19 protein-coding genes are annotated in these 22306 nt (G+C 56.5%); 11 read left to right on the top strand and 8 right to left on the bottom strand.

The annotated features are described in order from the left end of the window. The first annotated feature begins 158 nt into the window (after positions 1-158). Positions 159-1106 carry a radical SAM protein gene (locus OS189_RS03520; protein ID WP_267165881.1) on the top strand — a complete coding sequence of 316 codons (948 nt, stop codon included), beginning with the start codon at positions 159-161 and terminating at the stop codon, positions 1104-1106. An 8-nt stretch (positions 1107-1114) separates the two neighbouring features. Here the strand turns inward: OS189_RS03520 and OS189_RS03515 are convergent, their stop codons facing one another. Further along, complete coding sequence (locus tag OS189_RS03515; RefSeq protein WP_267165880.1) at positions 1115-2179, bottom strand: DUF2855 family protein; 1065 nt, start codon at positions 2177-2179, stop codon at positions 1115-1117. Positions 2180-2455: 276 nt separating this feature from the next. On the opposite strand from OS189_RS03515, the gene gyrA reads away from it, so the two are divergent. Then, positions 2456-5209: a DNA gyrase subunit A gene (gyrA, locus tag OS189_RS03510; RefSeq protein ID WP_267165879.1), complete on the top strand. Its 2754-nt coding sequence runs from the start codon at positions 2456-2458 to the stop codon at positions 5207-5209. 344 nt (positions 5210-5553) lie between these two features. Next, positions 5554-6354, top strand: a complete 801-nt coding sequence (locus OS189_RS03505; RefSeq protein ID WP_267165878.1) for a hypothetical protein — start codon at positions 5554-5556, stop codon at positions 6352-6354. Between the two features lie 137 nt (positions 6355-6491). On the opposite strand, the gene OS189_RS03500 is transcribed toward OS189_RS03505, so the two are convergent. From OS189_RS03500 to OS189_RS03490, 3 genes are read right to left on the bottom strand one after another with little or no spacing between them, the layout of a single operon-like run. After that, the gene (locus OS189_RS03500; protein ID WP_267165877.1) at positions 6492-7967 is read right to left on the bottom strand and encodes a carboxypeptidase M32; all 1476 of its coding nucleotides are present in this window, start codon (positions 7965-7967) and stop codon (positions 6492-6494) included. Further along, the gene (gene ctaA / locus OS189_RS03495) at positions 7964-9115 is read right to left on the bottom strand and encodes a heme A synthase (protein WP_267165876.1); all 1152 of its coding nucleotides are present in this window, start codon (positions 9113-9115) and stop codon (positions 7964-7966) included. Before ctaA ends, OS189_RS03500 begins: the two co-directional genes overlap by 4 nt. 60 nt (positions 9116-9175) lie before the next feature. Continuing rightward, entirely contained in the window at positions 9176-9922 is a 747-nt protein-coding gene (locus OS189_RS03490) for an RNA methyltransferase (protein WP_267165875.1), read from the bottom strand. Positions 9923-10039: 117 nt separating this feature from the next. Here OS189_RS03490 and OS189_RS03485 point away from each other — a divergent pair, with 117 nt between their 5' ends. Further along, positions 10040-10663, top strand: a complete 624-nt coding sequence (locus tag OS189_RS03485) for a thiamine phosphate synthase (RefSeq protein WP_267165874.1) — start codon at positions 10040-10042, stop codon at positions 10661-10663. Positions 10664-10667: 4 nt separating this feature from the next. On the opposite strand, the gene OS189_RS03480 is transcribed toward OS189_RS03485, so the two are convergent. Further along, complete coding sequence (locus tag OS189_RS03480) at positions 10668-11837, bottom strand: HupE/UreJ family protein (protein ID WP_267165873.1); 1170 nt, start codon at positions 11835-11837, stop codon at positions 10668-10670. A gap of 52 nt (positions 11838-11889) precedes the next feature. Between OS189_RS03480 and OS189_RS03475 the strand changes: the two genes are divergently transcribed. From OS189_RS03475 to OS189_RS03460, 4 genes are all read left to right on the top strand, one after another. After that, positions 11890-12657 (top strand): DUF4198 domain-containing protein, encoded by a 768-nt coding sequence (locus tag OS189_RS03475; RefSeq protein WP_267165872.1) that lies wholly within the window; start codon positions 11890-11892, stop codon positions 12655-12657. 48 nt (positions 12658-12705) lie between these two features. Continuing rightward, positions 12706-13584 (top strand): PfkB family carbohydrate kinase, encoded by an 879-nt coding sequence (locus OS189_RS03470; protein WP_267165871.1) that lies wholly within the window; start codon positions 12706-12708, stop codon positions 13582-13584. Next, positions 13581-14492 carry a pseudouridine-5'-phosphate glycosidase gene (locus tag OS189_RS03465; RefSeq protein WP_267165870.1) on the top strand — a complete coding sequence of 304 codons (912 nt, stop codon included), beginning with the start codon at positions 13581-13583 and terminating at the stop codon, positions 14490-14492. The genes OS189_RS03470 and OS189_RS03465 overlap by 4 nt, the downstream gene beginning before the upstream one ends. 79 nt (positions 14493-14571) lie before the next feature. After that, entirely contained in the window at positions 14572-15312 is a 741-nt protein-coding gene (locus OS189_RS03460; RefSeq protein ID WP_267165869.1) for a DUF502 domain-containing protein, read from the top strand. Here the strand turns inward: OS189_RS03460 and OS189_RS03455 are convergent. Both OS189_RS03455 and OS189_RS03450 read right to left on the bottom strand, forming a co-directional pair. Further along, positions 15309-16343, bottom strand: coding sequence for a patatin-like phospholipase family protein (locus tag OS189_RS03455; RefSeq protein WP_267165868.1), 1035 nt, complete (start codon positions 16341-16343; stop codon positions 15309-15311). The two genes, OS189_RS03460 and OS189_RS03455, sit on opposite strands and share 4 nt — an antisense overlap. Positions 16344-16398: 55 nt before the next feature. Next, positions 16399-17184 carry a 3-hydroxybutyrate dehydrogenase gene (locus OS189_RS03450; protein ID WP_267165867.1) on the bottom strand — a complete coding sequence of 262 codons (786 nt, stop codon included), beginning with the start codon at positions 17182-17184 and terminating at the stop codon, positions 16399-16401. Positions 17185-17606: 422 nt separating this feature from the next. On the opposite strand from OS189_RS03450, the gene OS189_RS03445 reads away from it, so the two are divergent. Then, positions 17607-19325, top strand: coding sequence for an extracellular solute-binding protein (locus OS189_RS03445; protein ID WP_267166069.1), 1719 nt, complete (start codon positions 17607-17609; stop codon positions 19323-19325). Positions 19326-19355: 30 nt separating this feature from the next. Here OS189_RS03445 and OS189_RS03440 read toward each other — a convergent pair whose 3' ends face one another. Beyond that, positions 19356-19979: a helix-turn-helix domain-containing protein gene (locus OS189_RS03440; protein WP_267165866.1), complete on the bottom strand. Its 624-nt coding sequence runs from the start codon at positions 19977-19979 to the stop codon at positions 19356-19358. A 63-nt stretch (positions 19980-20042) separates the two neighbouring features. On the opposite strand from OS189_RS03440, the gene OS189_RS03435 reads away from it, so the two are divergent. Further along, positions 20043-21548, top strand: a complete 1506-nt coding sequence (locus OS189_RS03435) for a class I adenylate-forming enzyme family protein (protein WP_267166068.1) — start codon at positions 20043-20045, stop codon at positions 21546-21548. Next, entirely contained in the window at positions 21545-22186 is a 642-nt protein-coding gene (locus OS189_RS03430) for a DsbA family oxidoreductase (protein WP_267165865.1), read from the top strand. Before OS189_RS03435 ends, OS189_RS03430 begins: the two co-directional genes overlap by 4 nt. Positions 22187-22306: the final 120 nt, after the last annotated feature.

Raw genomic sequence — 22306 nt, 5'->3', positions numbered from 1 at the left:
AACGCGAAACAATGCAACCTGTCTCTGCCGGTCGGCGTAAACATATGGGAAACCTTGCCGTTCACAACAGCGTGCGTTGGTCCTGTTGGTCTTTTCTTGCCTTTGCAAACCGCCTACCCCATCTAGTGCAACAGGAAACGGAAGGCGGAGACGGGCGGATGAAAGACAATGTACTGGCAAATCAGGGTAAATTTGCAGACCCTCAACTTACCTCCGCTGGCGAGGCACGTGCCACCGTTGCGCTGAATGATCCGCAAACCCTCTGGTTTAACACCGGTACATTGTGCAACATCGAATGCGCCAACTGTTATATCCTGTCCAGCCCGACAAATGACGCACTTGTCTATATTACAGCCGAAGAGGTGCGCAGGTATCTTGACCAGCTAGAGGCGCGCAAATGGAACGTGCGCGAAATCGCCTTTACCGGCGGTGAGCCGTTTATGAACCCCGACATGATCAATATCACCGAAGCCGCGCTTGAACGGGGCTATAATGTGCTGATCCTCACCAACGCGATGTTGCCGATGATGCGCAAAAAGATGCGTGAAGGATTGTTGCGGGTACAGGCCGCGTACCCCGACAAGTTGACGTTACGGATTTCGGTTGATCACTATCGCCGTGATCTTCACGATGCCGAGCGCGGCGCGGGAGCGTTTGACAAAACTGTTACAGGAATGAAGTGGCTTTCGGAGAACGGATTTCGCTTGGCAGTTGCGGGGCGGTCTGTGTTCGGGGACAGCGATGAAGACAGTCGCGCGGGTTACGCAGCCTTTTATGCCGAGCACAGGTTTGACATCGATGCGCAAGACAGCGGAATGACGGTGCTCTTTCCCGAAATGGACGAAAGCGTTGATGTGCCCGAAATTACGACCGCTTGTTGGGGAATACTGGACAAGTCGCCCGATGATGTCATGTGCGCCACTTCCCGTATGGTGGTTAAGCGACGCGGTGCAGACCGTCTGGCGGTGCTAGCCTGTACCCTGCTGCCCTACGCGCCAGAGTTTGAACTGGGCGAGACACTGGAGGAAGCTGAACGCGATGTTGCGCTGAACCACCCCCATTGCGCCAAGTTCTGCGTGCTTGGCGGGGCAAGTTGCTCGGCCTGACGCGCCTGCTAAAGCGTGATGATATGCCCGTCCCGCGGATTGGCGGTGCCATCCGCCAGCGTATGGTACACTTCTGCCGCCTGCCCCAACCCGGCGTGGACCTTGATATCCAGCCAGCTTGATGCATCTGCCGCAAGCCGCTTCCATGCTTGGGTAATCTGTTTTTCGATCACGCCTGCCCCCCATTCTTCGCGCCGTTTGGCGATTTGTGCAGGGGCAAAGAAGAACTCCGGCTTTACCCCTTCAACTTGGGTTTTCGGGTCGAACTGATCCCAATGACTGATCCCCACTGCGGCGGAGTGTTTGAGATCCGGACCCAGAGTTGAATGCACCTGAGCTTTCACAACAGCATTGCCAGACATATCGACATAAACCGAAGGTGCTGCATCAAGCTGCGCAATCTGATCATACGTAAACACCTGATCACACGCACCCAATCCCTGCACAAAGGCGCGATTGCGCGCAGAGGTGAGGCCAACGATCTTGTATGCCCGCCCCTCGGGCTCTGCCAGATACTTACAAAGCCCCAGTCCGGTTTTAGAGGACGCACTACCGATGATGATCTGGCTGGCACCAAAGCAATCGTTATCCATCAACCAGTCAAACAACAGATAGGACGTTGCCAAAAGCGGTTGCAGCAACGCGCGCATGTGATCTTGCATGGCATTTGCGGGGCCTACAGAGCTGTAGCGGTTGTACACCGCCGGAAGTTCTGCGCGGTGGGGCGCTGCGTCTATAACTCCGCCATGTCCGTCCGGTTGAGGTGTGATTACCACTTCCTCGGCCATCGGAAAAAATCCGTAAAGCCGCGCGCCGACCTTCAAATCATCGCTGTTGCTTTCTACCACCTCTGCCGTGCCCCACACAGGTACCAGTCCCTGCCCGTCGATCTCTGTAGGAAAGAAGTGCCAGTACCCTATTGCAAATCCCGAGGCAGCATAGGTGACGTTATTGGCGGTCAGCGCGAAACTTTCCAGCTTCAAGCGCGCCTGCCCGTCTGCCAAACCGGCGCGCGGTATATCCGCAAGCTGGGTGAGGGTGATGTTTTTGTGATCGGTGAGCAGACGCTGCATAGTCGTTTCCTCCTTTGGGGGTGGTGGCAGTTTAGCCAGTGATATGACGTAGAGGGGCGTGACGTGGCGTCAGAAACCGGCAGATATATTCGAACACTCCAACCGCGCCCGACATTTTGAAACGAATTTGTAGGAAATTCGTGGATTTTCGCCAAAATCCGTTGTTTTTCGGGAATTGACCGGGCCGTTTTCCCGCAATTGCATTGCACCTTATCTGGGCTTCGCGCTATACCTTGCCGCAAGATATAGAAGACATCAGCAAAGCTGGGACAGACATTGAGCGATACGCCGGAAACACCTGAGAACGATGACGAAAATCGCCCCGAGCGGCCCGTGTATGACGGGCCTTCGGTCACGATCGAACACGAGATGCGCACAAGCTATCTCGATTATGCGATGTCGGTCATTGTGTCCCGCGCCATTCCCGATCTGCGTGACGGTCTGAAACCCGTTCACCGGCGCATTCTTTTTGCCATGCACGAGACAGGCAATACGCATGACAAACCTTACCGTAAATCGGCGCGCCCCGTTGGTGATGTGATGGGCCAGTACCACCCGCACGGTGACAGCGCGATCTATGATGCGCTGGTGCGGATGGCTCAGGATTTCTCCATGTCGTTGCCATTGCTGGATGGTCAGGGCAACTTTGGCTCGATGGATGGCGATAACGCCGCGGCGATGCGCTATACCGAAGTACGCATGGACAAACCCGCCGCTTATTTGTTGGCGGACATCGACAAAGATACCGTGGATTTCCAGGACAATTACGACGGTAAACAGCAAGAGCCGTCTGTGCTGCCTGCCCGTTTCCCGAATATGCTGGTCAATGGTGCTGGCGGTATTGCTGTCGGCATGGCCACCAATATCCCGCCGCACAACCTGGGCGAAGTGATTGATGCCTGTCTGGCACTGATCGAAAACCCTGACCTGACGTCAGAAGAATTGATCGAGTATGTTCCCGGCCCCGATTTCCCCACCGGTGGCATCATGCTGGGCCGCTCGGGCGCGCGCAAAGCCTACCTTGAGGGGCGCGGGAGTGTAATCATCCGCTCCAAGACCCGCATCGAGGAAATTCGTAAGGACCGCTGGGCGATTGTGATCGACGAAATTCCCTATCAGGTGAACAAGGCCACCATGATCGAGCGGATTGCCGAACAGGCGCGCGAAAAGAAAATTGAAGGCATTGCCCACGTTCAGGACGAATCCGACCGCAACGGTGTGCGGGTTGTGGTTGAGCTGAAGCGCGACGCAACAGCCGAAGTTGTGATGAACCAGCTGTTCCGCTTTACGCCGATGCAAACCTACTTCGGCTGTAACATGCTGGCGCTGAACGGTGGGCGGCCCGAAACGCTGACGCTGCGCCGCTTCCTCACCTCCTTTATCGATTTCCGCGAAGATGTTGTCGCACGTCGCACCGCCTATCTGCTGCGCAAAGCGCGCGAGCGCAGCCATATCCTGTGTGGTCTGGCCGTAGCGGTTACCAATATCGACGAAGTTGTCGCAACAATCCGCGCCTCCGCCGATGCATCCGAAGCGCGCGAAAAGCTGATGACACGCCGTTGGCCCGCTGCCGGTATTCTTGAATACATCGCCCTGATCGATGATCCGACACATACCGCCAACGAGGACGGCACCTATAACCTGTCCGAAACCCAGGCCCGCGCGATCCTTGAGCTGCGCCTGCAACGTCTGACCCAGATCGGTGTAAAAGAAGTCACCGACGAGTTGGAAGAACTTGCCGCCAAGATCAAGGAGTACCTTGAGATTCTGGGCAGCCGTGACCGGATCATGGGCATCATCCGCGATGAACTGGCCGAGGTGAAAGAACTGTTTGCCGTGCCGCGCCGTACGCAAATTGTCGACTGGTCCGGCGATATGGACGACGAAGACCTGATCGAGCGTGAAGACATGGTCGTAACCGTCACGTCCGGTGGGTATATCAAGCGCACCCCCCTTGCCGATTTCCGCAGCCAGCGCCGCGGTGGCAAAGGCGTGTCCGGCATGGCGACCAAAGAAGAAGATGTTGTAACAACGCTGTTTGTTGCCAACACTCACACACAGCTCCTGTTCTTCACCACCGATGGCATGGTGTACAAACTCAAGACATGGCGTTTGCCGCAGGGTGGACGTACCTCCAAAGGCAAGGCAATTGTAAATATCCTGCCGATCCCCGTGGGCGTATCCATTGCAGCGATTATGCCCGTGGACCGTGACGAGAAGGAATGGGACGATTTGCAGGTGGTCTTTGCCACCTCTGCCGGCACCGTGCGCCGCAACAAACTGTCCGATTTCACCAATGTCATGCGCAACGGCAAGATCGCGATGAAGTTCGAGGACGAGCATGAAGGCACCACGCTGATCAATGCCCGTATTGCCAGCCACGATGATGATGTGATGCTGGTCACAAATTCGGGCCGTGCGATCCGGTTCCGTGCCACGGATGTGCGCGTTTTCAACAGCCGCAATTCCGTTGGTGTGCGCGGCATCAAATTGTCCGGGGATGACAGGGTTGTATCCATGTCGATCATCCGCCACTTCGATGCCGAGAGTAGCGAGCGTTACGCATATCTCAAGAGGCGCCGCGCGGTTGCGGGGCTGGCCGATGATGCCGACACGGTCGAGGATGAAAATGTGGATGCAAATGCTACAATTTCGCTTGAACGTTATGCAGAAATGTCAGCGTCTGAAAACCTGATCCTGACAATCACCGCAGGCGGCGCGGGCAAGCTCAGCTCCAGCCATGATTATCCGCTGCGCGGACGTGGTGGCATGGGTGTGACGGCATGGACCAAAGGTCTGCCGCTGGGCGAGATCGTGGCCTCCTTCCCTGTAGAAATGGATGACCAGATCATGCTGGCCACGTCCAAAGGCCAGTCGATCCGCGTGCCGGTCGAGGGGATTTCATTCCGCTCACGCTCCGCTGGTGGGGTGAAAGTGTTTAACACCGGCAAAGGCGAGGAAGTTGTATCGGTCGCTTGGATTGCCGAAGCGACTGACGATGTAGAGGATGATGAAAACGGCGCACCTTAGAGTGCTGACTGATCTACAACGCTAGTGAAAATAACAAAAGAGCCGCTTCTAGCTGAAGCGGCTCTTTTGCGTTTAGGCGCGCTGGCCTTTTTCCGTCTTACTGTCGGTTAGGGTAATTGCAGCTGTTAAAAAACCTTCAACAACTTGTTAGGTTTTGAACGAAGTTTTTGGCAGCGAGAAAAGAGCACGTTTACAATTGTGCCAAAAATGGGGGTTTTGGGAACATCCTCAAATGGCAGTTGTGCAGACTGAGCTACATTTCGGGCCGCACCACCATGGCAATGCAAGCATCCTTTACTTAAGGGATTGAGACATAAAATTTCTATTACTGAAGGGGTTATAATATGAAATTAATTGATTTTAGTCCGAGACCGCTCTTTAAACTTTGTCCATTGAAGTATGATATAACGAAAGGGTGCAACACGCTCCGCATCGGCACTCTTTGGGGTTTTCGTGAAGAGGAAAATGAACTTCTTAGGGATGCAGGCGAAGGTGAATTCGATTTCAAAATACGCTTTCCTCGACTAACACCTGTTTCAAATGAGTGGATTTCAGAATTTGAGTTTGCTTCCGGTGGATCAGCACATATCGGTAGAATGGCTCTTAATAAAGATAACATCTCGGTCGAGGATGTTACCTTGAAAGGGTCAGCCAATAATTGCTGGATCTTCTGTGTCTCATTAAGCGATAGCGCTGCTGGCAACATATCCGAGGCACATGATAGTAAATGGATGGTTTCTGGGGAAAAAATTCAGGAGTTTGGCAATTTTTTAGGCGCGTTACTTTGGAGTAAAATTTCAATCAAAGACCTCCCTCCTGATTTAGTAAAAAAATACACATTTAAAGAGCTTAGTGAGGGTCTAGCGCTACAGATGGATATGAGAGCGGTGGATTATACTAATCGGGAGGTTCTTATCGAGGATGAAAGAAGCTATCCCGTTGAAAAGATTAGAGAACTAAAATCATCTATTCCATTTATAAAGCCGCTTAAATTTCTTGAAGAACAAGAATTCAGATTTGCTTTTTGGCTAATGTTCAGAAAACAGAAGATTACGATAAACGATAATCCAAAAATTTTGCAGCTCCGACAGATTGATCAGTTTGTATCAAGCATCCAAGCTAAAACTGAGCCCCCTTTCGGATAGTTCCAAAAACCACAGTTTTTGGAACAGCGCTAGTGCCCTATGTTATCACCTCGCAAAACGCGCATATTTTTTTGTTTGTAACCGATCAAACCTGATCGGCTTGTTCACAACAGATCACACCTTCCTGGTCGCGCAGTTCAAAGCCCGTAAATCCCGCCGAACTTTTCTTTCAGATAGGCCAGTAAAGGCGCCTCGTTTGGCGCCTGCCCTGCGGCGCGTTCGATCACTTCGCGCGGCTGGTACAATCCGCCGTGGGTTTGCACGTTTGCGCCCAGCCATGCGGTTGCTGCCGATGTGTCACCTTTGGCGAGGTCCGCATCCAGATCGGGCAGTGCTTTGCGCATCGCCTCATTGAGGCATCCGGCATAGACATTGCCAAGGCTGTAGGTGGGGAAATACCCGAACAGCCCGACAGACCAATGTACATCCTGCAAGACCCCGTTGGAGGGCCTATCCACCGCATAGCCGAAGTCGGCCTCGAAACGATCATTCCACGCGGCCTCAAGCTCGCTCACTTGTAAATCACCCGCCATCAGGGCGCGCTCAAGATCAAACCGGAGCAGGACGTGCAGGTTGTATTGCAACTCGTCCGCTTCGGTGCGGATATAGCCATCGCCCACACGGTTCACGATGGCATAGAACGCGTCTGCGTCCTTCACGCCAAAATCGCCAAAGGCGTCTTTCATCTGGCCAAACAGCCAGCCGGTGAACGCACGGCTGCGCCCGATCTGGTTTTCGTAAATCCGGCTCTGGCTTTCATGCACGCCCATGGAAACACCGCTGCCCAGCGGCGTCAGCAAATACGCGGCATCAATGTTCTGCTCATAGGCGGCGTGACCGACCTCGTGGATGGTGGAATAGAAGCAGTTGAAAGGGTCCACCGGATTGGTCCGCGTGGTGATACGTACATCAAGGCCGGACCCGGAAGAAAACGGATGCACGGCCTTGTCCACACGCCCGCGCGACATGTCATAGCCGAATGTTTTGGCAAGCTGGCGGGTCAGTTTCATCTGCGCGCCTTCATCGAAGGTGCCTGTCAGCGGTTCAGGTGGCTTTGCCTGCCGGATGGCTGCGCGCAGCTCTGACAACACGGGGCGCATGGTGCCAAACATCGCTTCCAGATCGGCGCCTGTTGTGCCCGGTTCGTAGTCGGCAAGCATCGCGTCATAGACATCGCCACCCGCGGCCAGCGCCTGCCCTTCCTCGCGTTTGAGCATGATTACTTCGGCAAGTGTTGGCGCGAAAGCCATGAAATCATCGGCGGCGCGGGCCTCGGCCCAGATGCCCTGCGCGGCTGATGTCAGTTTTGCGATGCGCGCGGCAAGGGCGGCTGGTACTTTGCAGGTCCGCTCGAAACTGCGGCGGATGTGGCGCATGTTGGCTTGGCCCACGGTGTCAAGCGACGCGTCGTCAATTTCGGCCAGCCAGTCGCGTACGCGGCTGTCAATGCGGCGCGCGTGCAGAACACTTTCCATCGCGGCCATTTCTTCGGCCCGTTGCGGTGCGGCACCGCGCGGCATCATGGTTTCCTGATCCCAGCCCAAGCGGCCTGCCACCTGCCCCAGTGCCATGGTGTCACGGGTGAATTCCATCAGGTCATCATATGCAGTCATGTGGAGGCTCCTCTGAGCGATGTCGCGATTGGGTATAGGGAAAGATGACGCGCGCGCAGGATCAAGACCCAGCACAACACGGCCAGTCCTTGATGCGCAAGGGCGACCGGCAGGATCGCCTCATACAGGACAGTTGTGATGCCCAGAACCACTTGTAATGTGATTGCTGCAAAGGTCGCGTTGAATGCGTAGCGCGTGTTGGGATGCGCCGATTTACGTCCGCGCAACCAGACAACAATCGCAAAGGCGAACAATGCATAGCCGGTCATGCGATGGATGAATTGCACCAACCCCGGATTTTCGATGAAATTTGTCCAGAACGGCTCCAGCACAAAGGCTTGGGGGGGAAAGAACTGCCCTGCCATCAAGGGCCAGTCGGTATAGGTGCGCCCTGCGTCAATGCCGGCCACAAGCGCGCCGATCAGGATTTGCAGAAAGGTGAAATGCAGCAAGCCCGTGGAGACGCCGAACAGTTTACCTTCTTTCGCGCGGCGCGCCTGCATCAGATCACGTTCCGTACGACCAAGGCTGAGGGCGTACCACGTGATGAATCCCATGATCACAAACGCCAGCCCCAGATGAATGGCAAGGCGGGTGCTGGCTACGGTTGTTACAGTTGTGCCCGAGGTCACACCAGAAGACACCATCCACCAGCCGATCGCGCCTTGCAAACCGCCCAAACCACCCAGCAACAGCAAGCGGGGTGTCCAGCCTGTCGGGATCTGGCGGCGCAGCAAAAACCAGAAAAACCCCAGCGCCCAGACAAGCCCGATCACGCGGCCAAGCTGGCGATGCCCCCACTCCCACCAGTATATCTCTTTGAAATCAGCCAGTGTCATCCATGCGTGTTGCAGCCGGAACTGGTCAATCGCCTGATATTTGGCAAATTCGGATTCCCAGTCGGCGGCGTTCAGCGGCGGGATTGATCCGGTCAGGGGGCGCCATTCGGTAATGCTGAGGCCGCTGTCGGTCAGGCGGGTAGCGCCGCCTACGACAATCATCAGAAACACCAGTGCAAACAGCACTATGAGCCAGATGCGGATCGCCCCGCGCGCGCCGCCGCGCCCTGCGTCGATCACGCCTTTGGTCGCCACAGGCCTTGCCGTTTCAGCGCCTACTTCTTCGAAAAGCTTGCGGTTGCTCGCCATCGTGTTCTCCGTCCGTGTTTGTCGTCTGTGTTTATCAGATAGTTTCGGTATCTACAGCGGCTAGCCGCGTTCTTTCCATCGGACCATCTGCCGCAAGGTGCCGTGCAAGATCTGCACATCCGCACGGGTCAACGGTAGGCGGCTCCACATATTGCGCAGATTGGTTTTCATCGAGGCAGCCTTGTGATCGGGATAGAAAAAACCCGCCTCGTCCAGCCGCTCTTCGTAATGTTTTGCCAGATGTTCGATTTCGGCATTTTGGGCCCATTCACCGCCGGCCAATTCATGCACAACGGGGGTATGTTCGCCCTGCTGGCGCATCCATTCATAGCCTATCAGCAGCACACATTGCGCCAGATTAAGAGAGGCAAATTGTGGATTTACCGGCACCGAAATAATCGCATTGGCGCGGGCAATATCATCATTCTCCAGCCCTGCGCGTTCCGGCCCGAACAAAACCGCCACCCGTTCACCATTTGCAATTTTCTGCGCGGCCAGTTGCATCGCCGCCTCGGGGGTGTAGACCGGCTTGGCCAGATCACGATCCCGCGCAGTGGTGGCAAAGACAAAGCTGCAATCGCCAAGAGAGGTGGGCAGGTCCGGCGAAACAAGCGCATGATCCAGCACCCGCCCCGCACCCGATGCCATGGCAACAGCCGCCGGATTGGGCCAGCCGTCACGCGGCGCAACCACGCGCATATGATCCAGACCGAAATTCAGCATCGCACGGGCAGCGGCCCCGATGTTTTCGCCCATTTGAGGGCGTACAAGAACAAAGCTCGGGGCGGTGGGGGGAAGAACTGTCATATGTCCTCTTACCCCGCGCCCCTGCCCTTGCCAATATGATGTGACGCGCGGATTTCAGTTTCCATCCCGCAGCGGATTACGCTAGGCACAGATCACGCAGCCAAAGGACAAGACCCCATGCAAGACGCACCAGAGCAGCCGCAACTCTACCTCATCACGCCGCCCGAGATAGACCTGGGCGGATTTGGCGACACGCTGGCGCGGGTTCTGGACACCCATGCAACGGCCTGTGTGCGCCTTGCGCTGTCCACGCGGGACGAAGACCTGCTTTCGCGCGCCGCCGATACGCTGCGTACGGTGACGGACGCGCGCGATGTGGCGCTGGTAATTGCCGATCACACGCTGCTGGCCGAACGTCTGGGCCTAGACGGGGTGCATTTATCAGACGCCGCGCGCTCGGTCCGGCACGCACGTAAACTGCTGGGCGCGGATGCGATTGTCGGCAGCTTTTGTGCCGGATCACGCCATGACGGGATGAGTGCGGGCGAAGCCGGTGCTGATTACGTCGCATTTGGTCCGGTACAGCAGACCGCACTGGACGCTGGCGAGATTGCCGAAGAAGAGCTGTTCCAGTGGTGGTCGGAAGTCATCGAAGTGCCCTGCGTTGCCGAAGGCCGTCTGGACAAGGCGCTGATTGCCGCGCTGTCTTCCAAAACCGATTTCTTTGGCATCGGTGAGGAAATCTGGGGCCACGACGATCCCGCCGCAGCCCTCTCCGATCTTTGGTCTGCTGTAGGTTGATCGCTTACAGCAGCGTACGCTCGATCACCCAGTAGATACCGATAATTGCGATCAACAACGATCCGGTTACGGATACCGCGCGGAACATCACGGGATACTCTGTCACGATCTCTTCAACGCCTGTCAGGCTTGCGCGCCTTGCCGCAAGCACCGCAAGCCAGATCAGCACAAAGGCCATAGTAATCACGGTCAGCTGACCGATCTCTACACCGACGTTAAAGCCGATCAGGGCTGGCACGAACTGCGCCTGCGGCAAACCGAACTCGCCCAGAACCGAGGCAAATCCCAATCCGTGCAGCAAACCGAAGCCGAAGATAATCACAGGCCGCCACGTATTGAGGCCACGCGCAAAGATATTCTCGACCGCGACATAAACGATTGAGGCAGCAATCAACGGTTCGACAATGCTACCGGGGACGGTGACCACACCCAATGCGCCAAGCGCCAGTGTGACGGTATGGGCCAGCGTGAACGCTGTCACCTGCCAGATCAGGGGGCGCAGATGCGTTGACAGGAAAAAAAGGCCCAGCACAAACAGAATATGGTCCAGCCCTTTAGGCAGGATGTGATCAAACCCGACAGGGATGTATCCGACGAAGGTCTGCCATCCGGTTTGCGCATTGCCCCCTTCCAGCGAGATTTCCGGGCTGTTGGCCCCGCCACTGATAAGGCCGGTATAGGGTTCATCAACCCCTTGCTGGCGCAACACCAGATCACCACCACCGTCAGGCCACGCGACGGTGACAGCGCTGCCCTCGGGCGCGTCTGCGGCCAGTTGCCATTCGGCGATGCGCGGCAATTCGGGGTCGATCCCTTCGGGCACAGTGATGTTGATGCTTTCCACCACCAAAGGCGTGCCATCCACGCTCAGCACCGGCAGCGCGTTCCAACCCGCCAGCAATTCAGGCGCACGGGCGGCCAGTTGCGCGGCATCAAGCGCGCGCAAAGCGTCATAATCCTGCGCTTGCGGGGCGTTGTTTGTGTCGTCCACCGTGTCCAGATCAACACCGGCAAGAAACGCCTCAAGGTTGATCTGAAGCCCCAGTTCGGCCTTGCCTTCGGCAACCGTCAAATCCGCAATGGTTGGCACAACTTCGTGTGCAGTGGCCTGTGTGCTTGACAACGCCAGCACAAGCGTCAGCTTGAAAAGTAGTAACAGGGAATACCGTTTCATGAAACTTATCCGTTTTTGTTTATTGTTGTGTGCCACACTGGCGAGCGCTCAAATGGCCTCTGCACATGAATTCTGGATTGAACCACCGGAATATCAAGTGGAAAAAGGCGCGCCGTTTGTAGCCGATCTGCGAAACGGACAGATTTTCGAGGGCACGCGCCAGTCCTTTTTTGCCGACCGGAATACGCGATTTGACGTAATCATGGGCGACAGTGGCGCACCTGTGACAGGCCGCATGGGAGATCGTCCGGCAATCCGGTTAACCGCACCCGCGCAGGACGGGCTGATGATTATCGCGCACGAGGCCGCCCCTTCGATCGTGGTTTACAAAGAGTGGGCCAAGTTTCTGAAATTTGCCGAGCATAAAGACTTCGACGATGTTGAAGCAATCCATACTGCGCGTGGATGGGCAAAGGAGAATTTCAAGGAAACCTACACACGCCATTCCAAATCCCTTGTGGCAGTGGGCGATGGACGCGGCGCGGACCGCGCATTGGGAATGGTGACAGAATTTGTGGCGCTCGATAACCCCTACGCCCCTGATCTCGGCGAAACGCTGCACGTATTGCTGCTGTATAACAATGCGCCGCGCCCCGATGCGCAGATCGAAATTTATGCGCGCGACAGCAACGATGAGGTGAAAGTCACCATTACACGTACAGATCAGGAAGGTCGCGCCAGCATCGCGGTGACGGCGGGGATAGAATATTTGCTCGACGCTGTTGTGCTGCGCGAGGTCGATGGCGCGACTTCGGAAAAAGACGGGCCGGTTTGGGAAACGCTCTGGGCGTCGATGACGTTTGCAGTACCGTCACAATAGATCTTAATGGGCTTGCGCGTCTGCGCACATGGCGTCAAAACCGTTGCCATGAACAACACACCTGAAATCCTCTGTATTGGTTCTGTCCTGTGGGACGTTATCGGACGTTGCGACACGCCGATGCAGCTTGGCGCGGATATGCCCGGGCGTATTACCCGCCTTCCTGGTGGGGTTGCCCTGAATATCGCCATGGCCTTGCGCCGTTTCGGCCTGCATCCCGCATTGCTGAGCGCTGTCGGCCGTGATGCGGACGGGGATGCATTGATTGACGCCTGCCATGCGCGCGGTTTGGTGACCGATCTGATCTATCGCTCCGATGACTTGCCGACAGATCAGTATATGGCCATTGAGGGTGCCAACGGATTGATCGCCGCCATCGCCGACGCCCATTCACTAGAGGCTGCGGGCGATAAAATCCTGCGCCCGCTAGAGGCGTCCGGCATAGCCTACACAGGTGCAGTTGCGTTGGACGGAAACCTGACCCTTGATCTGTTGTCAAAAATGGCCCGCAACCCGTTGCTGGCGCAGGCAGACTTACGCGTTGCCCCCGCCTCGCCCGGAAAGGCGCGCAGGCTCAGCCCGTTTTTGCAAACAGGGCGCGGAACGCTGTATGTTAACCTCGAAGAGGCAGGACTTCTCTGCCAGACGCAGTTTGACGATTCCGCTGTGGCGGCTGATGCGATGCTGGCCCGAGGGGCCGCGCGCGTCGTGGTAACCGATGGCGGCAATCCTGCAACCATGGCCGGCCCGCAAGGCGCCGTTACGCAAACGCCACCACCTGTCTCGGTAACCCGTGTTACCGGCGCGGGTGATACGTTAATGGCGGCGCATATCGCCGCTGAACTGCGCGGCCTGTCTGCCGAGGCAGCTCTTGACGCGGCCCTGTCAGCCGCAGCCCTTTATGTATCCGGAGAAACCACAATATGATTCCAACCGTCTATTCCGCCGAAGTCACCGCTGCCCGTGAAAGCGGAAAAGCCATTGTTGCGCTGGAAAGCACGATCATTACCCACGGCATGCCCTACCCGCAAAACGTAGAGGTCGCGCGGCAGGTTGAGGGCGATATCCGCGAAGCCGGTGCCGTGCCCGCGACAATCGCAGTGATGGACGGCACACTTTATATCGGGCTTGAAGATGATCAGCTAACCGCCCTTGCGCAAAGCAAAAATGTTGCAAAGCTGAGCCGTGCTGATATGGCGGTTTGCATCGCGACCGGCGGCACCGGCGCGACAACGGTTGCCGCAACCATGATTGCCGCGCAGATGGCGGGCATCCATGTATTTGCCACAGGCGGGATCGGCGGCGTTCACAAGGGTGCCGAAGACAGCTTCGACATCTCTGCCGACCTGATGGAGCTGTCACAAACCGCGGTTACCGTTGTGGCCGCTGGCGCAAAGGCTATTCTTGATGTGGCGAAAACGCTGGAAGTGTTGGAAACGCAGGGTGTTCCGGTCATTACTTATGGCCAGGATGCTTTTCCCGCGTTCTGGTCGCGTGGCTCCACGCTGAAGTCGCCCCTGCGCATGGATGATCCGGCACAGATCGCGCGCGCCCATCTGACCCGTGCTGCGATGGGACTACCCGGTGGTCAGCTGATCGCCAATCCGATTCCCGAAGAGGACGAAATTTCATCGGAGGTGATGCTGCCGGTAATTGCCACTGCACTGGGCGATGCAGACAAAGCCGGAATTTTGGGCAAGTCCGTCACGCCTTACCTGTTGCAGCGTATCTTCGAACTGACCGAGGGGCGGTCCTTGACAGCAAATATTGCTTTGGTGCGAAATAATGCGCGTCTTGCGTCAAAGATTGCACTGGAATTGCAGGCACAGGGTTAAGAATAGCGGCGCAGGCTATTGCATGGCCTGCGTTTGCACCTACCTGTAGTTTAACGACCATTCGGAAACAGCCCACCTGATGAGCACCCCATTTGACCCAGAGCCGGTTCAGCCGCCAAAACGTGGCCTGATCGGCCGCGCCCGCAGCAATTTTCTGACTGGATTGGTGGTGATTGCGCCGGTCGGCCTTACCATCTGGCTGATCTGGAGCGTTGTCGGCTGGATTGACGGATTTGTCCTGCCGTTGGTGCCGCTGAAATATCACCCCGACAGGTGGATACAGGATCTTCTGGGTCTGGACCCGTTGTCACAAATCAACGTGCGCGGCATCGGTGTGATCATCTTTTTGCTGTTCACCATCCTTGTGGGGTTCATTGCCAAAGGGTTGATTGGACGTTCATTTATCCGCTTCGCAGAAAGCCTCGTCGAGCGGACACCTGTTGTGCGCTCGATCTATTCTGGGATCAAGCAGATTTCGGAGACAATCTTTGCCCAGACAGAGAGCAGTTTCGACAAGGCCTGCCTGATCGAATATCCGCGCAAGGGTATTTGGGCTATCGGCTTTATCTCAACCACGGCCAAGGGAGAGATAGCTCGCAAATCGGACCCATCGGGTGAGGTGATGTCGGTTTTTCTGCCGACCACCCCCAACCCCACGTCCGGGTTTTTGCTGTTCCTCCCCAAGCGCGACGTTATCGAGCTGGACATGTCTGTCGAAGACTCCGCCAAGCTGGTGATCTCGGCGGGGCTGGTGTACCCGAACGCAAAAGCGCTGAACAACGGCGAGCCGCCGTTGCTCGACCTGCAGAGCCGCAGTTAAGCGAACATCTCTCGCAGGTTCACGCTGCTACGTTTGCCGATATTATCAACGTCATTGCGCAGAAATTCTTCAGCGGCGGCATGGCCCGCTAGCTTTAGTTGGCCGATAACGTGCGGATTAGGAACGATTTTTGTCGCCGCCGAAAGCTGTGCCATCAGTTTATCATCGGCGATCATATGGATGCGCACCCGGCTCATCCTGTCGGAATCGACCATGCCTTCGTCAATCAGCCGTTGTACAAAATCAATTGCACGCAATTCGCGCAACAAGCTGGAGTTGAAGCTGATCTCGTTAATGCGATTTTGGATTTCCTGCGGCGAGGTGGGAATTTCATCGCGCTCCAGCGGATTAATATTGATGATCACCACATCATCGGGCAATTCCGGAACGAAGAATGGAAACAACGCGGGATTGCCGGTAAATCCACCATCCCAAAACGCCTCGACCCGATCTGTGGTTTTGTCAAAAATCTGCACAGCTTGAAAAACAGTCGGCAGGCAGGCAGAGGCCATCAGCGCGTCGGGGCCGATCTCATCACCCTCAAATATCCGAATTTTTCCGTTGCGCACGCGGGTTGCACCTACATAAAATAGGGGCGCATGTGCGTTGCACACACGGTCGTAGTCAAACCGCTCAACGATGTCCTGCAGGGGGTTCTTGTAAAACGGCCCTTGCGCATAGGGCGACATAACCCGCGAAACCGCATCGGTAACAGCATAGGGCATGCTATACTCAATCTGCTTGCTCAGAAATTGCAGGCCGAACGGCGCCATCCAGTCACCAAGACGCAGATCGCTCACACCCGCGACCTGCATCCAGAGCCATTCAAGATTCTCGCGTGCGCCTTCCCGACCTCCGGTTGTCATGCCGGATTTTAGGGCAGCACCGTTCAGCGCACCTGCAGAGGTGCCCGATATGGCGCAAATTTCCAGATCGTCTTCTTGCAACAACCGGTCCAGCACGCCCCAGGTGAAAGCCCCGTGTGCGCCGCCGCCCTGAAGTGCAAGATTGATCTTTTTCGTCTGTGCCATAAGCCCGCCTTATTGGTTAATGAATGCACGGCCCGATTGCAGGCCGCGCTGTATTTTACAGGGCCGTCCAGCCGCCATCTACGCTGATGGTGGTGCCGGTAATCTGATCCCCCGCCGCAGAGCAAAGGAACGCGGCGGTGCCGCCCAGCTGCTCCACAGTTGCGAATTCCTTGCTCGGCTGGCGTTTCAGCATGACGTTCTGGATCACTTCCTCACGCGACATGTTGTATTCTTTCATCGTGTCAGGGATTTGCTTTTCAACGATTGGCGTCAGAACGTAACCCGGACAGATCGCATTTGCGGTAATTGGCTCTTCTGCGGTTTCAAGCGCGGTGGTCTTTGTCAGCCCGACAATCCCGTGTTTGGCAGCGATATAGGCCGATTTATAGGGCGATGCCGTCAGCCCGTGTGCGGAAGCGATGTTGATCACCCGCCCCCAACCGGCTTTGCGCATCATGGGCAGGGCTATGGCGGTTGTGTGAAAGGCAGAGCTGAGATTGATCGCAATGATCGCATCCCATTTGTCGGCCGGAAAATCGGGAATCGGCGCAACGTGCTGGATGCCGGCGTTGTTGATCAGGATATCACACACCCCCGCATCCTCGATCAGCTTGCGGCATTCGTCACCTTTGGACATATCCGCCTTGATATAACGCGCCTTAACACCGGTGACGCTGGCGATTTCTTCGGCCAGTGCATGATCTTCGTCATTATCGGTAAACGAGTTCAGAACAACGTTTGCACCCGCTTGCGCCAATTGCTGGGCGATGCCCAAACCGATACCCGAATTCGATCCGGTGATAACAGCGGTTTTGCCGGACAGATCGTATGTAAGTGCCATGGGAATTCTCCTGATGATTGTATATTTAAATAGCTTATGACGCGCGCCATCAGGAATGGAAATGCACTACCCCCCCTTAGGGTTCCCCGTTGCCCGAGCGTCAAAAGATATCCACGAAAAATTAGGGCAAAAAAAAACGCCCGCACAAGGCGGGCGTCAAGTTATTGAGGCAGGTTTCATACAGGCAAGAAACCTATCGAGCAGTGACACCTTTATAAGCAATAATCGCCCAAACGCCAAGCATAAAGTTTGCGCCCGCCAATAGACCCCGTTAGAGGTTTTAGTAATAAAAAAAAGGGCAGCGCAGGATTGTTTCGAAAATGGCTTTAGATAATTTCCCGAGGACACGGACGTTTGTGGCCCTTTCTTCACTGATTCTTTGGGGATTCGCGGCCCAAGCCGAGCCTGAGCATGCGATAGCCATGTACGGCGCGCCTGCCCTGCCTGCGGATTTCACGCACCTGCCCTATACAAATCCGGATGCGCCAAAGGGCGGCGCGATCACTTTGGGCAACACTGGCGGCTTTGACAGTCTCAATCCGTTTGTGCGCAAAGGCACGTCACCATGGCAATTACCGCATTTCACCCACGAAACCCTGATGGGCCGTTCATGGGACGAACCGTTTACGCTTTACGGATTGCTAGCCGAATCGGTTGAAACCGACGAAGAGCGCACTTGGGTCGAATTTACCCTGCGCGAAGGCACCAAATTTTCCGACGGTAGCCCTCTGACCGTTGATGATGTCATTTTCAGTTTTGAAATGCTGGGCACGCAGGGCCACCCCCGATACCTGAGCCTTTATGGCCAGATCGACAGCATCGAAAAGACAGGGCCGCGCGCTGTCAAGATCACCTTTAACACACCCAATCGTGAACTGGCGCTGCTGGCGGGTCTGCGTCCGGTGTTGTCAAAAGCCCAGTGGGAAGGGCGCGATTTTGCCAATGCCCCTATTCAGGAAATTCCGCTCGGGTCCGGCCCCTATACGATCACGGGATATGAAGGCGGACGTTATGTGCAGCTTACCCGCAACCCCGATTACTGGGGCAAGGATCTGGCGTTTCGCGCGGGCACGCATAATTACGACAGCATAAAGCTAGATTTTTACGGTGATGCCAAAGTGTTGTTCGAAGGTTTTAAGGCGGGTGAAGTGTCTGCCGTGCGCGAATTCAACGCCGAAGTCTGGAACAGCCAGTACGATTTTCCTGCCGTAACGCGCGGCGACATCGTGAAATCGGTCATTCCACACCAGAAACCCTCCGGTATGACCGGGTTTGTTATGAACACCCGCCGCGCGCCGTTTGATGACTGGCGGGTGCGGGATGCGCTGATCCAGGCGTTCAACTTTGAATACATCAACGACACGCTCACTGGCAGCAGTCAGCCGCGCATCAGCTCGTATTTCTCTAACTCTGTACTGGGCAAAGAGGATGGCCCGGCCCAAGGGCGTGTTGCAGATCTTCTGTTGCCTTATCAGGACACCCTGCCCAATGGCACAATCGAAGGCTACGCCCTGCCTGTGTCCGATGGCTCGGCCCGTAACCGTGCAGGCATCCGCGCGGCAATGGCGCAATTCGAGGCGGCGGGATACATGGTAAAGGACGGTGCCATGATGCGCGGCGATGGCACGCCTGTCAGCTTCACCATTCTGATCGCCAAAGGGAGCACCGAGGATATCGCGATTGCCGATCTATATTTGCGGGGGCTGAACCGTCTGGGAATCGCTGCCACGATCGAAACGGTCGACGATGCACAGTTTTTCTCGCGTACCGGCGAATTTGATTTTGACATCACCACTTTCCGCCGCTCGCTCTCGCTGAGCCCCGGAAACGAGCAGAAGTTCTATTGGGGAAGTGATGCCGCCGACCAGCAAGGCTCGCGCAATCTGATGGGCGCGCGCAATCCGGCGATTGATGCCATGATTGATGCGATGCTGAACGCACGCGATAGTGCCGATTTCATTGCCGCCACCCGCGCGCTTGACCGTGTTCTAACGGCTGGCCGCTATGTGATCCCGTTCTGGGCCTACACAGACGGGCGCATCGCCCATGTGCGCGAGATGAAGTACCCCGATACACTGCCGATCTACGGCGACGGTGCGCAGTGGATGCCGGAGGTGTGGTGGTGGGACGCAAGCGAATAGCGCACACCGAACCCGCGCCGCAACATCAGGTTAAACCAGTGATGTGACCCACAGAATGGTCGCATCTTCATCCGAGATTGATATTACGTTGTGGCCCATGGCTGCATCGTAATAGGCGCTGTCGCCACGCCGCATTTCGATGGGTTCGTAAAATTCGGTGAACAGCTTGATCACGCCGGTGAGAACAAACAGAAATTCCTCGCCATCGTGGCGCACCCAGCCGTCAAATTCTTCCATCTGCCGTGCGCGGATACGGGCGCGGTAGGGCAACATGTTCTTTTTGCGCAGGCTGTCGGCCAGCAATTCATGCTCGTAGGTTGCTGTCGCTTGCGCGGCACCCTCACCGGATTTGGTGACAGCCATGCGCCCGTTGATCTGCTCTGCTGCGGGGGGCGTGAACAGCTGCGGCACGGAAATTTCCAGCCCGACCGCCAGCTTTTTCAACGCGTCATAGGTCGGTGACATCTGTGCGTTTTCGATTTTCGAAAGGGTCGAGCGGGCAAGACCGGCCTGAGTGGCCGCCTGCTCAAGCGTCCAGCCGCGCGCCTTGCGCAATTCGCGCACCCGCGCGCCCAGATCGACAGGCGGCACCTTATGGCTGGCACCGTCCTCGCGCGCGATCTGGATCATTGATTTTGCTGCTTCATCATTCATGTTGTTTCTATACGGCCATGCTGTGCACCTTGCAACGCGCACAAACGCGGGGTAGCGATGCATATGCTCTCAATCTTCGATCAAGGCCCGCCATCACCCTGCCCCGAACCGTTCAACATGGCGGCGCATGTCCTTGCCCATGCCGAAGATGCGCCCGACAAGCTGGCGCTGGCTGTTCTGGGGTCCGAGGAATGGACATACCGCGATTTGAAAGCTGCTGTGCTGGGCACGGCAACCGGTCTGCTGGAAACCGGCGCTGTCGCGGGGGATCGCATTTTAATGCGGCTGGGCAATACGGTTGATTTCCCCATTGCCTATCTGGGCGCCATTGCTGCCGGTCTTGTGCCTGTGCCAACTGCCTCGGCCCTGACCGACCGCGAAGTCGCACCGATGATCGAAACCCTCGCGCCTGCAGCGATCCTGCATGATCCCGCCGTTGCCTGCCCGACCGATCAACGCATCATCGGTCTGGATAGGTTGCGCGCCATGCGCAATTTGCCCGCCGCCGACTGGCATATGGGTGATCCGGAGCGTCCGGCCTATATTATCTATACATCCGGCACATCGGGCAGCCCGCGCGCCGTGGTTCACGCCCATCGCGCGATCTGGGCGCGCCTGATGATGCATGATGGCTGGTACGGGCTCCGCAGCAGTGACCGTGTTTTACATGCCGGTGCGTTCAACTGGACCTATACGCTTGGCACTGGCCTGATGGACCCGTGGACCATCGGGGCCACCGCCCTGATCCCTGCTGTCGGCACGCAGGCGCCTGATCTTCCCAACCTCATTGCGCAACACGATGCAACGATCTTTGCCGCAGCACCGGGCGTTTATCGCCAATTGCTGGACCAGCCGGACCTACCCGCCATGCCTGTCCTGCGCCATGGGCTGAGCGCGGGAGAAAAGCTGCCCCCCGCGGTTTGCGAGCGGTGGGAGAGAGCCACAGGTACCCCCGTGTTCGAAGCCTACGGCATGTCGGAATGTTCGACGTTTATCTCCGGCGCGCCTGACCATCCTGCTCCGACCACCGTTTTGGGCCGACCGCAAAAAGGCCGCCGCATCGCCGTCCTGGGGCCGGACGGGCCTGTGCCCCTGGAAACCGAAGGCACAATCGCTGTACATCGCAGTGATCCGGGGCTGATGCTGGGTTATCTTGATGCCCCCGAGGAAACCGCCGCCAAAATGCAGGGTGAGTGGTTTTTGACCGGCGATCAGGGCAGCATGGACGGGGATTTCCAGATTACCTATCTGGGACGCAACGATGATATGATGAACGCCGGCGGCTTTCGCGTCTCACCCGTCGAGGTTGAAGCCTGCCTTGCGCGGTTTGAGGGCATAAGCGCTGTCGGTGTGGCGGAAGTGAACGTAAAACAGGATGTGAGCGTGATCGCCGCCTTTTACACCGCCGCTGCCCCACTGGACGAAGAGGCCCTGCACAGTTATGCGCAAGACAATCTGGCGCGCTACAAGCAGCCGCGCCTTTATATTCATCTGCCGCAGCTGCCCATGGGCGCAAATGGCAAAATCCTGCGCCGCGCGTTGCGCCAGCATTATGAGGCATCCCGATGACCGACCCGATCAAGCTCGATATTATGTCCGATCCGATTTGCCCGTGGTGCTATATCGGCAAAGCATATCTGGACCGCGCATTGGCCGCGCACCCCGATCATCCATTTTTGATTGAGTGGCATCCGTTCCAGCTCAACCCAGATATGCCTGCGCAGGGCATGGACAGGCGCACCTATCTGGAAACCAAATTCGGCGGTAAGGAAGCGGCGGTGCAAGCCTATGCACCTGTTGTGGAAAACGCCCAAAAAGCGGGTCTGAATATCAATTTCGAAGGGATGCAGCGCACCCCCAACACATTAAACGCACATCGCCTGATCCACTGGGCAGGGATTGAGGGGCGTCAAACCGCCGCTGTATCCGCGCTGTTCAAAGCATATTTCGTCGATGCGCGCGATATCGGCGATGCCGAAGTGCTGACAGATATTGCGGACGGGATCGAACTTGACGCGTCGGTGATTGCGCGGCTGCTGGAAAGTGATGCCGATGTGCAGGACATCCGCGACCGAGACGCGCACAGCCGTGAGATGGGTATTTCATCGGTCCCTACCTTTATCGTCGCAGGCCGCCATGCCGTCCCCGGGGCGCAACCGCCCGAGCTTTGGGCGAAGGTGATCGAAGAAGTGACAAAAGAAAGCTGACGCTGTTGCAAATGCGTCGCAATCTTGGCCAATGTATCACTTATCGCTATGCGACAGCCTGAAGGTGACCTAGAATCGTCATCAAGGGGCACAAAGCCTCATCTAAAATAATACCTTTGA

The organism is Sulfitobacter sp. F26169L (genome assembly GCF_026410285.1).
Taxonomy (GTDB): Bacteria; Pseudomonadota; Alphaproteobacteria; order Rhodobacterales; family Rhodobacteraceae; genus Sulfitobacter.
Note: the sequence above shows the minus strand (reverse complement) of the source record. Positions and strands in the feature narration are given on the sequence as shown.